Annotated in this window: 11 protein-coding genes and 1 pseudogene; 5 read left to right on the forward strand and 7 right to left on the reverse strand. The window is 61.3% G+C overall.

Annotation, left to right across the window (positions count from 1 at the left end):
* Window positions 1–553 precede the first annotated feature (553 nt).
* The 5 genes and pseudogenes from LB543_RS34120 to LB543_RS33295 all read left to right on the forward strand — a co-directional run.
* Window positions 554–712 (forward strand): annotated as a pseudogene (locus LB543_RS34120) (MucR family transcriptional regulator); the annotation flags it as partial.
* 476 nt (window positions 713–1,188) lie between these two features.
* Complete coding sequence (locus tag LB543_RS33280; RefSeq protein ID WP_224617291.1) at window positions 1,189–1,389, forward strand: hypothetical protein; 201 nt, start codon at window positions 1,189–1,191, stop codon at window positions 1,387–1,389.
* A gap of 200 nt (window positions 1,390–1,589) precedes the next feature.
* Complete coding sequence (locus tag LB543_RS33285) at window positions 1,590–1,796, forward strand: helix-turn-helix domain-containing protein (RefSeq protein ID WP_224617292.1); 207 nt, start codon at window positions 1,590–1,592, stop codon at window positions 1,794–1,796.
* Window positions 1,797–1,956: 160 nt separating this feature from the next.
* Entirely contained in the window at window positions 1,957–2,202 is a 246-nt protein-coding gene (locus tag LB543_RS33290; protein WP_224617293.1) for a hypothetical protein, read from the forward strand.
* A 6-nt stretch (window positions 2,203–2,208) separates the two neighbouring features.
* On the forward strand, window positions 2,209–2,421 hold the full coding sequence (locus tag LB543_RS33295) for a hypothetical protein (RefSeq protein WP_224617294.1): 213 nt from the start codon (window positions 2,209–2,211) through the stop codon (window positions 2,419–2,421).
* 777 nt (window positions 2,422–3,198) lie between these two features.
* On the opposite strand, the gene LB543_RS33305 is transcribed toward LB543_RS33295, so the two are convergent.
* The 7 genes from LB543_RS33305 to LB543_RS33335 form a co-directional block, all read right to left on the reverse strand.
* Window positions 3,199–5,085, reverse strand: a complete 1,887-nt coding sequence (locus LB543_RS33305) for a hypothetical protein (RefSeq protein WP_224617295.1) — start codon at window positions 5,083–5,085, stop codon at window positions 3,199–3,201.
* Window positions 5,082–5,453: a putative quinol monooxygenase gene (locus tag LB543_RS33310; RefSeq protein ID WP_224617296.1), complete on the reverse strand. Its 372-nt coding sequence runs from the start codon at window positions 5,451–5,453 to the stop codon at window positions 5,082–5,084. Before LB543_RS33310 ends, LB543_RS33305 begins: the two co-directional genes overlap by 4 nt.
* Window positions 5,450–6,505, reverse strand: coding sequence for a Gfo/Idh/MocA family oxidoreductase (locus tag LB543_RS33315; protein ID WP_318013039.1), 1,056 nt, complete (start codon window positions 6,503–6,505; stop codon window positions 5,450–5,452). The genes LB543_RS33310 and LB543_RS33315 overlap by 4 nt, the downstream gene beginning before the upstream one ends.
* Window positions 6,506–6,534: 29 nt before the next feature.
* Window positions 6,535–7,389 (reverse strand): fumarylacetoacetate hydrolase family protein, encoded by an 855-nt coding sequence (locus LB543_RS33320; protein WP_224617298.1) that lies wholly within the window; start codon window positions 7,387–7,389, stop codon window positions 6,535–6,537.
* On the reverse strand, window positions 7,390–8,406 hold the full coding sequence (locus LB543_RS33325; RefSeq protein WP_224617299.1) for a zinc-binding alcohol dehydrogenase family protein: 1,017 nt from the start codon (window positions 8,404–8,406) through the stop codon (window positions 7,390–7,392).
* Window positions 8,407–8,410: 4 nt separating this feature from the next.
* Window positions 8,411–9,226, reverse strand: a complete 816-nt coding sequence (locus LB543_RS33330; RefSeq protein WP_224617300.1) for an MBL fold metallo-hydrolase — start codon at window positions 9,224–9,226, stop codon at window positions 8,411–8,413.
* Window positions 9,227–9,228: 2 nt separating this feature from the next.
* Window positions 9,229–10,062, reverse strand: an 834-nt coding sequence (locus LB543_RS33335) for a cytochrome P450 (RefSeq protein WP_224617301.1), incomplete at its 5' end; no start/stop codon positions are given.

The raw sequence follows: 10,062 nt of genomic DNA on the forward strand, positions 1-10,062 counted from the left end.
AGATCGGGCAGTTCGAGACGCAAACGGCGACAACTGACGTCAGCCTCTCGCGCTTCACCAGCGCAGGTCTTTCGTAGGTCTTTTTCATAGGTATTCCCCCGGTTGATTTCTCAAGGCGCGAAATTGCCTCACGCTGCCGAAGTCTGTCAAGAAGCCCCCAAGAGGATAATCCGCACCCCAGGGGAGGCGCGGGCCGACCAGAGATTGGATCTGTGGTCAGTGACAGGACCTGCTGCTCGCTGTCGCCGAATGGGTCAATCTGCTGCGATCGACATACGAAAAAATGCCCGCCACCGGAGACGTCATGGCAGCGGGCCAGTCGACAGTCGTGGGAACAAGCACCGTAAAAAAGGGAGAACAGTTTAATCGCCGAAGTTTTCGACGCCCAATGTTCCAGAGAGGGATCAGATTCGCCGTTCCGGGAGGCGTGATGCCGAGCGAGCCAGCGGGCCAAGCGTTCGGATTGTGCGCCTTGGAGAATGGGCGGAAATTCAGATCTATGAAACGCCACTTGGGCCTGCTGTGTATGACGCCAGATTAATATAGAGCAAAATGGGGTCTGGCAAAGGATTACCGTATGGTGGCCCCTAGCTGTGCGGCTCAGCGATCAGCCCTCGCGAAGTCTATGGGCCTCGGCCGCAAGGCAGGCGCTAAGACACCTGCCAAAAGAGCCGCCGCGAAAAAATCCGGCGATCGGCAACCAAAGCCGTAAGATGTTGATGATCGCACCACAGCCTGCGTCGAGACGGTCGTCTCGTTTGAGGGTGTTCTGCGCGCGAGGCAATCATCTAGCGCGTTGCGGGAGCGCGTCGGACATTGTTTGACGCAATTCCCATCCGTCGATGGACTTCTGCAGGTCGGTGGATATGGCTTCCGCGCCGATCGGCGCGGCCCATGAAACGAGGGCAACGCTGACCGAGAATGAGATCAGCAAAGCGAAAGCGGTCGCGAGCAAAACGTGGTCCTCTCTGGAAGCGCGAGCTTAACCGCCGCCACCCCAGTTCGTTCATTCACGATCCGTGAGGCTGTGTGTCATGGTTACGCCTCGCTTAACGAGCCGGTGGCAATTCGATGCGGCCGTTTGCTAGGCGCGCATATGAAGCTTAAGCTTAATCATTGGCTGCCAGATCCTTCGGATGTAGCCGACAGTGAGAGGTACGCGCTCTTGCCCGTTTAGGGAGAAGAGCCATGCCTCAATCCACCTTTCGCAACCATGTATTGAAAAACCTCACGCCTGAGGATTTCGCGCGTTTACGCCCATCGATGCATCGCGTCGAACTGGCCGTCAAAGCCCGGCTCGAGATCGCATATCAGCCAATCAAGCAGGTATATTTTCCCGAGACGGGAATCGCGTCCGTGGTCGCCGCGGAGGGCGGCAAAGCGAAGTAGGCATCATCGGCCACCATGGCATGACGGGTCTTGCGGTCGTTCTCGGCCAAGACAGGTCTCCTAACGAAACCTGTATCCAACTCGCCAGCAACGGTTGGTGCCTGCCGGTTGAGCCTCTCCGCATTGCGATTGCCGAAAGCCAGAGCCTTTAGCCGTCACTGCTACGGCACGCCCACGCGTCCCTGATCCAGTCCTCCCGCATGGCGCTGGTCAACAGCCAATCGAAAATCGAGGAACGTCTCGCCCGCTGGCTGCTGATGATGAACGACCTCATCGAAGGGGACAAGATCTACCTGACGCATGAATTTCTGGCGACCAAGCTTGGTTCCCAACGTTACTACCGCCCTTCAAATGCTCGAATATCGGGGGCTGGTTCATGCCAAGCGTGGCGAGATCACGATTATTGACCGCGCCGGAATGATCGAAATCACAAATGGTGCGTATGGCGAGGAGGAGCAACATCACTTCGACATAGCCAGTGCCCGACTGTCGGAATCGGACATGCCCTTGAAGGCTGTCAGATCTTGGCGATAAATCATATTGCTCTGGGGCAGGGAGGTATTCTTGATGAGCAACGCTTTTCATTCCATCACGGTTGAAAGAGCTACCGAGGCCTATGTTCTTTCCAGAGGCAAAGCTCGGTTCCTCTCCATCGCAAAGGCAATCCGCGCCATCCGAACACTCATGCCGACCTGTAAGGCCTCTGACCGCCACTTAGAGGAGATGTTGGCGGCGGCATCCATCGTTCACGGTGTGGCTGTGGCTTTCGATAAAACGACGGCCGACAGCGTAGCACCCCAGCTCCATTCCTAGGGCCGGATGCCCACGACCGACCAGAAGCCTGCTTTTTCGGACCTTCGCCAAGCGATCATCTGCCACTTGATCGACAACGTCGGCAGGCCGAGCATCTCGATATCCGAGGTCATTGAGGCAACGCGGCGAGCTTTTCCGCATTCCGAACTGACGGACTGGGAACTCGGCGACTGCGTTGCGCGAAGTGCGATTGAGGCGGGATTTGCAATTGATTTTTGACGCGGGCGTGCCTTGATCGCGAGCTCGGCCGCGCGAGCCCCTGAACGCGTCTGCCAAGAAGCACTCGCAGCACTTTCTCGTCGGCGCTATTTAAGTCGCGGCTGGCCGACGAATCAAGGGCAACACATCAGTTGCGTCACTCCAAGGACGGGCACATCGCCGCCGCCGACGGGCGTGGTGGGCTCTCCGCAGGCGCGACCATCGCGAACAGCTCACCTCTTTGGTTCCGTTCCGAAATCGCTTCTGGGCGGCCCGGCAAAGTCCGCAGGGCGGGCCGTGTACGTCTATCCGGCGTCAAGCCTCTCCTAGGCATCAGACAGGCGGGTGTCGGGCCAACACCGATCCATTTTTGCTTTGCGTCGAATCTTTGAACGAGTTTAGTTTTTCACGCATCCATCGAGGGAGGGCACATGCCAGTTTATCAACGAGCTAAAGAAGCTGGGGTGTTCGATTCCTCCGAAGTCGCTCTGCTGGGCCGCGTTTTTCGTGAAAAGCGAGGGCCAATCGCCCGCGCTCGCATCCCGCGTTATAGCAAACTATCAGGCCGGGATTAGAGACGAGGAAGAACTTGCGGCGGTCTCCAAACTGCCGCTGGGGCGGTGAAGTCCATCCGTATGAATGCAACCCGTCTCAACGTCCGCTCAGCGATCGTCTGCCGAATGGTGGGTATCCGCCGACCTCGCCCCCCCAATAGCGGGCCGTCTGGCTCCGGCCCCAACGCCGTCATCGCGCTTGAGCTCGTGCTGTCGCGGTCGACAGCTGATCAGTCAGTTTGGGTCAAAGGCTATCGACGAGCGATGTTGAGTTTCGACCGGTTGCGGATGCAGTAAGTATCATCGTTCGATACCGATGCAGAATTAGCTGCTTGCCTGGCAATGTTGACACCGTCGCCGACGGCTCGATGCTACCGGCAGACTGGAAAGCCTGCGGGACCGAAATCTCGATATCCTCGGCGGTGAGATTTGTGACCAGGATGCGGGCGCCGTCGCCGGTACGATAGGCAACGGCCGCGATTCCGGAGCGATCGACCGCAATCTCTCGGCGTTCGGCGCCCGAGGCCGCTGCCAGTTCAGCGTGGACTGCCTGGAGCGGCCGGCGCTCCCCGGCGGCGTCAAGCAGGCCGAATCGCCCCGTGGGCGCCGCGAGAATGAGACGATCAACACCGGCGGTGGCAGCTTGAGCCGCCACGCCGACAGCAAAGGCCGCCCCAAACAACGCGCCGTGACGAGGGTCGTCGCCGGCAGCGGGGACACGTGAACGTGCAGGATTGGCCACCAGCGCCTCGCCGTAGGGATTGTGGCGCATGCCGATCGTGCAAGGTCCAAGCCAGATCGGCTTTCCCGGACACAGATGCCGCGCCGTCGCGATAACCGAGGGGTAAACGGTCAATGTCTCCATGACCGAACGATCGTCCGCGGCATGGACGATGGCTGCGTTGCCGAAGAAGACGAAATCGGCGTCGCCGGTCGGTGGATTTCGATTGAATTCGGTAAACAGGGAAGGGGATCCGGCGCCTACCGAAGCGGCGATTCCAGCGGCCTTGAATGCGTTCACCAGATCGCCGACCGGCCGTTCGCCTGTAGGCACCAGGTTCGACGCGCGCGTCTTGAACTCGCGCCTTGGTGAAATCAGGATGGCGCTGGGTTCGACGCCCGATGAACGAAACGCATCGACAATGGTCTTCGCCTCGGCTCTTGGGTCGACGGCATCAAAGATCACCTCGATCGCCAGCCGGGCGCCGATCGAATCGGTAAAGCCGGCCGCTTTGCGCAGCATTCGGTCGTCATGCGCGCGCGCACCATCGAAGCGGACAATGACCTCTTGTGCCGGGCCAAGCAATGAAGCTCCCGCCACTGCCGCGGACAGATCATCAGGGTCGAGGAATAAGGCAATTGACGGCATCCGGCCGACAGGTCCGCCTAGCATCAGGGTTGCCTTGTCAGCGGTTTTGGGTCGGGCTGGCAATGTCTTGGCTTGGATGGAGACCACGATGCGCTGGACGTCCTTCGATCCCTTGGCGATGAGATAGGGCCGCGGCTTCGACAGAGGACGGATGTAGGTTTTGAACGAGGCATCGGTCCAGTTGCGCTGGTCCTCCATCTCGAAGGCATCGCCTTCCACGGCGACGGTGCAGACCATGCCGGGCGTAGGCTCGTGCGTCAGCGTCCTTATGTCGAAAGCCGGCTGGTCGGGGCTGATAGGCTCCGGAAACATTGTCTCCTCGCTGCGGCCGTCGCTGTGGCCGATGGTCAGCCGCCCACCCGCCGCCTCCGAGGGATGGAGCACGACGAAGCCCGTGCGATTGGTTGGGAAGTCGGTAAGGGCGATGCCTTCCGCCTCCATGCACAGCGTGCCCGAGGCCTCGCCTGTAATCTTAATCCGGTAGGAAAAGCTGCCGTGGGGACCGCTGCATAGACCGTCATAGCCGACCTCGAACGCAGCCTCGCCTTGCGAAATCCGCATATTGGAAATCTCGGCCTTGTATGTCCCCCAGGACGCATCCCGCGCCAGATAGTTGATGGCGCGGACCACCTCGATGCCGGCGAAGCGGATCGTGCGAAGATTGCCGTCTTCGAGGATCACGGTCAGTGCTCCGGCCGTGAGAGACCGGCGCTCGGCGACCGGCTCGTTCGTGCCGAACAGTTCAAGGTCGCTGGCACTCATGTCCGTTCCGCGATCTTGGCGTTTTCCCGGACCGTATAGGCAAGGACCGTCTTGCTGATCACCAGCTCACGCGACCGCTGGTCGAATCGACGGAAATGCTCCGAGGCGAGATGCAGGTCGAAGGCGGCGCGGTCCCGGTAAATCTCGTAGAGGAAGACATGCTTGGCCTCGGCCGCGTACTCGGGTGTCAGCACGTCGAAGCGCAGGCAGTCCGGCTCGAGTTCTACGGAAAGCGCTGCATTTTCGCTGACCAGCCGATGGAATTCGGAGAAGACGCCGTCGACGAGCTCGAACGCCACGGTGATCGCAAAGGCTGCGCCAACCTTGACTTTCGCCCGTGCCGGGGCGTTTCCGCGCGCTGCCGTCATTGCGCCCCCCGGGCTTTCGAGCGCGGCGCGCCCGCGCTTTCATTCAACTCTTCCGGAGCGACGGCGCGGTGTTCCACTGCCGCGCGGTATGCCGCATCAACCAGAGCGTAGGTTTTGAGGTTATCCTGCCCCGACGTCTCGGCCTGCACGCCGCGCTGCAAGCAATCGAGAAAATGGCGGCAGGCAAGGAACGCGCCTTCCTGGGCGACATGCCAACGAACGGTGGTCCATGAGCGCAGCGGTGAGCCAATGTCTTCCTCTGTCGTCACTCCGTTGCTGCTAACCCGCAGGCGCGAGCCCGGAAGTACAACAATTGAACCCTTGTCGCCCTCGATCTCCACCAGCGTTTCTGGGAACGGATCGGGGTCGCGCCGCGCCTCATAGGTGCATTCGACGACGCTGACGGAACCGCTGCGATGGCGCAGCAGCATCGTGGCTGTGTCCTCGGCCCGCACCTTGGGATTGCGGCGCTGGGTTTCGCACGAGATGCGCTCGACTTCACCCTGGAAGAAGCGTGCGAGGTCGAGCACGTGGATGCCGACATCGGCGATCGCCAGGCGTTCCTCATCATAGAAGTAGGGCTGCGTGCGATAAACATCGAAGCCGGTGCGAAACATTATGCGGGCCCAGCTCGGCGCGCCGATGGCGCCGCTGTCGATGACGCGGCGAACGTGGCGCATCGGCGTCTGGAAGCGGAAATTCTCGTGAACCGCCAGCCACACCCCGGCCTTTTCGGCGGCTTCGACGATCGCAAGGCAGTCCTCCCAGGTCGGTGCGAACGGCTTCTGCACGATGGTGGCGATGCCGCGCGAAATCGCCAGTTCGCAGAGCGCGCAGTGCGTATTATGGCGGGTGACGATGTCGACGGCATCGAGCCGGTCGCCTGCGAGCATCGTCGCCGCGTCCGTATAAAACGGAACACCGAATGCACGGCCAGCCGCTTCCGCCTTGCCGGTGTCGACATCGCAGACAGCGGCAAGCGCGGCGCCTTCGCCCGCGAGGTCCTGCCACGCATGCAGATGGTTCTGCGCGTAGAAGCCGCAGCCGATCACGCCGATCCGAATCGACCCCCTCGCCATTTCTATCCCGCAACGATCGGAGTTCTGAGAATGCCGATGCCGTCGGCTTCGATCTCGACGATGTCGCCGGCCTTCATGAAGATCGGCGGCTTCTGGAAGATGCCGACGCCGGCCGGCGTTCCCGTCGATACGATGTCGCCGGGTTCGAGCGGGATGTATTGCGAGAGAAAGGAAATCAATAGCGGCAGTGAGAACAGCCAGTCCGAGGTGCTGCCATCCTGTAGGGTCTTGCCGTTCAGCCGCGTCTTCAGCGCCACGTTGTCGGGGTGGGGCATCGCGTCCGACGTTACGATGCACGGACCGATCGGAGAGAAGCCTGCGAAATTCTTGCCGATGGTGATCTGGTTGTCCTTGAACTGCACGTCACGTGCCGAAATGTCGTTGAGCAGCGTGTAGCCGAAGATCGCCGGCATCACGTCGGCTTCCCTAGCCTTGTGCAGCCTCTTGCCGATGACGGCGGAAAACTCCACCTCGTAGTCCATCTGCTCGGTTCTGACAGGCTTTTCGACCGGCACACCCGGCCCAACCACCGAAGTCGGCAGCTTGGTGAAGAAGAACGGCTCGCTCGGCATTTTCGCGTTGGGGTTTTCCTCGGCGTGGCCCTTGTAATTGATGCCGGAGCACAGAACCTTGCCCGGTCGGATCGGCACTTCGAGCGTCACGTCGGCCAGCGCAAAGCGCGGCGCCTTGGCGACGCCGGCGCGGATTTGGTCCAGCATCTTTTTGCCGCCAAGAACGATCTCGATCACGCTGCCGGCAATGCCGGCTTCAGTCAGACATGCGACGTGATCGCCGTCGAGCACGCCGGCGTGATGGGTATGGCCTCCCTTGCTATGGGAGAAAGTAACAAGCTTCATCTAGTCCTCCGAAACGAACACGGCCTTGTGCAAAGCCATTGGATTGTCGGCGAGTTTTTGGAAGACGTCGGGGGCTTCGCCGAGTGCGAAGGAGCTTGCGATCTTCGGATAGTGGATCTTGCCCGAGGCAAGCAGGGCCAGCGCCTCGGGAAAGCAGTCGACCGAAGCGCGCGAGCCGAGGATCGTTACTTCCTTGCGGGTGAAATCGAGGCCAGGATAGGTGATGCCCTGGCCCTTCTTGAGCAAACCGAGAATGACGATGCGCCCGCCGGCTGCGACGAGATCGATCGTCTCTTCCATCATCGTAGCAGCGCCCGTCGCCTCCATGACAACCGGCATGCCTTCGCTGCTGGTGATCTCAAGGACGCGTTCCAGAAGACCGGCACCGCCGGCAATTGGTATGGCGCCGAGGTCGGCTGCCGTGGACAGGCGCTCAGCCGACAGATCTGTCGCGAAGACCTTTGCACCGACAGCGCGGGCGACCTCGACGATCGCCAGGCCGATCGGTCCGGCGCCGAGCACCAGCACGGTATCCTCTGATGTGACCATGCCACGCCGGCAGCCTTGCACGCCGATGGCCACCGGCTCGGCGAATGCCGCCTCGAAGTCGGTGAGCGTCTCTGGCACCAGGTTGAGATTCTGCACCGGCGCCGTGACGAAATCGGCGAAGCCGCCTTCGCGATGCACACCGACAATGGTGAGGTTGGCGCAGCAATTGCGCTTGCCGATCCGGCATGGGTAACAGTGGCCGCAACCGATGAACGGGTCGACCACGACGCGCGTGCCGATAGCTGGACCGGTGGCGTCGGCACCATAGGCTTCGACGACGCCGGCGATCTCGTGGCAGCCGATCCGAGGATAGGTCACATAGGGGTTCTTCCCGGTATAAATGTAGAGGTCGCCGGCGCAAAGGCCGGCAGCTTTCACGCGAACCAACACCTCTCCGGCTCGCGGCTGCGGCTTCGGCGCCTCGGCCATGCGGATTGAAAAAGGTGCGTCGAAGACAGCTGCGCGCATCGCGTCAGGCCGCCTTGGCCGGCCGCAGGACCTTGCCGTCGCGGTCGAATTCGATCCAGTCACCGGCACGCAGCAGATAAGGGTCTGCGATCGCCTCGCCGCGCGCCTTGGCCTCGCGGTGGTGCTTCATATAATCGGCGACGTCCTTGTCGCCATCGAGCTTGATGTAGTGGCACGGCAGCACAGTCTCGAGGCCAAGCCATTGGGTGGCGAGAACGCCCTCATAAGGGCTCATCTCACCGGTCAGCATTTCGCCCGGCATCGGATTCAGATGCAGGATCTCCTGTGGGTTGGCGATACCGATACAGCCGACATTCGGCTTGTAGAGTTCGGCCTGCAGCTTGAGGTCCGAAAAGATGGCGGTATCGCCGTAGTGGTAGAAGCGCAGATTGTCGTCGGCATAGACGATGAAGGCCATTGGCACACCGGAAATGAAGGAATTGTCCTTCAGCCTGATCTGCGACCAGTGATGGCATTCAAGCGGCTGGATCTCGATGCCGGCGACCTTGACGCGAATGCCCCAGGTCGTTGCGCGAATCTGGCTGGCTGGGATGCCGCGGTCCATGAGCCATGCCTTGACCTCGCCGCCGCAGACGACCGGGCAACCATATTTGGCGGCGATCTTGTCGGTATCGCCGAGATGGTCGAAGGCGGCGTGGCTGACGATGATCAGATCGACCTGATCGAACTCGGTCGATTTCGTCGCCGCGCCAGGATTCTGATCCAGGAATGGATCGCACAGGATGCGCAGTCCGTCGCGGGTCAGGATTTCGTAGGCGGCGACGCCGTGAAAGCGCATGCGGGTGGTGGGATGAACCATGGTCAATCCGTCTTCTTTCTTTCGATGAGCAAGGGCAGGCTCGCGAAGCCGCGCCGGTCGCCTCTGGTTTTCCAGCGTGGCGCAACCGCAGGGTCGAGGGCCAGGCCAATTCCGGCCTCGATCAGACCCTCCAGCGTCAATGCGAATTCCATACGGGCGACACCGGCGCCAGCGCAGAGATGCGGCCCTGCGCCAAAGGTGAGATGTCTGTTCGGCTTTCGGTCCAGGCGCAGTTCGTCAGGTGCCTCGAACGCGGCTGGATCGCGGTTGGCGGAGCCGAAACCAAGGGCGACTATGTCGCCAGCCTGGATCCGGCGTTCGTGCACGGTCAGGTCGTGCGCGGCGTTGCGGCCGAAAATCTGGATCGGCGCGGAAAAGCGCAGGAATTCCTCGACCGCCGTCGGGATCAGGCTTGGCTCGGCGGCCAAGCGCGCCAAGCTGCCCGGATTTTCGGCGAGCCAATGCAGCATGACCGAGAGGCCGTCGGCGGTGGTCTCGAAACCGGCGCCGAAAACCACCGTCATGAAGGATCGTATCTGGCCGTCGTCGAGACTTTCGCCATCGATCTCGGCGGCCATCAGCATGCTGATGAAGTCGCCCGTCGGAGCCTCCCGGCGCGCCGCTATCAGCCCGTCGATATAGGCAACGAGATCGCGGCTCGCGGCCGCGCCGGCGACGGGATCGCTGACGTTGAACATTTTGGTGATCCAGCCGAGCCAATTTTTGGAATCAGCCAGCGGCACGTCGGTGAACGCGGCAAGCGAGGCGATCGCGACCGGCACGCAGAATTCGGCCACCGCGTCGGCGCTGCCTTTCTCCGCCATGCGTGCCAGGAT

Origin of the sequence: Mesorhizobium sp. ESP7-2 (genome assembly GCF_020164715.1) — a bacterium.
Classification (GTDB): Bacteria; Pseudomonadota; Alphaproteobacteria; order Rhizobiales; family Rhizobiaceae; genus Mesorhizobium.

Bases quoted from the DNA above. Each gene is read 5' to 3' on its own strand.
- LB543_RS33285 (WP_224617292.1), top strand. From the start codon at position 1,590: ATGGCGCTGGTCAACAGCCAATCGAAAATCGAGGAACGTCTCGCCCGC.
- LB543_RS33280 (WP_224617291.1), top strand. From the start codon at position 1,189: ATGCCTCAATCCACCTTTCGCAACCATGTATTGAAAAACCTCACGCCT.
- LB543_RS33290 (WP_224617293.1), top strand. From the start codon at position 1,957: ATGAGCAACGCTTTTCATTCCATCACGGTTGAAAGAGCTACCGAGGCC.
- LB543_RS33310 (WP_224617296.1), bottom strand. From the start codon at position 5,453: ATGACGGCAGCGCGCGGAAACGCCCCGGCACGGGCGAAAGTCAAGGTT.
- LB543_RS33295 (WP_224617294.1), top strand. From the start codon at position 2,209: ATGCCCACGACCGACCAGAAGCCTGCTTTTTCGGACCTTCGCCAAGCG.
- LB543_RS33325 (WP_224617299.1), bottom strand. From the start codon at position 8,406: ATGCGCGCAGCTGTCTTCGACGCACCTTTTTCAATCCGCATGGCCGAG.
- LB543_RS33305 (WP_224617295.1), bottom strand. From the start codon at position 5,085: ATGAGTGCCAGCGACCTTGAACTGTTCGGCACGAACGAGCCGGTCGCC.
- LB543_RS33320 (WP_224617298.1), bottom strand. From the start codon at position 7,389: ATGAAGCTTGTTACTTTCTCCCATAGCAAGGGAGGCCATACCCATCAC.
- LB543_RS33330 (WP_224617300.1), bottom strand. From the start codon at position 9,226: ATGGTTCATCCCACCACCCGCATGCGCTTTCACGGCGTCGCCGCCTAC.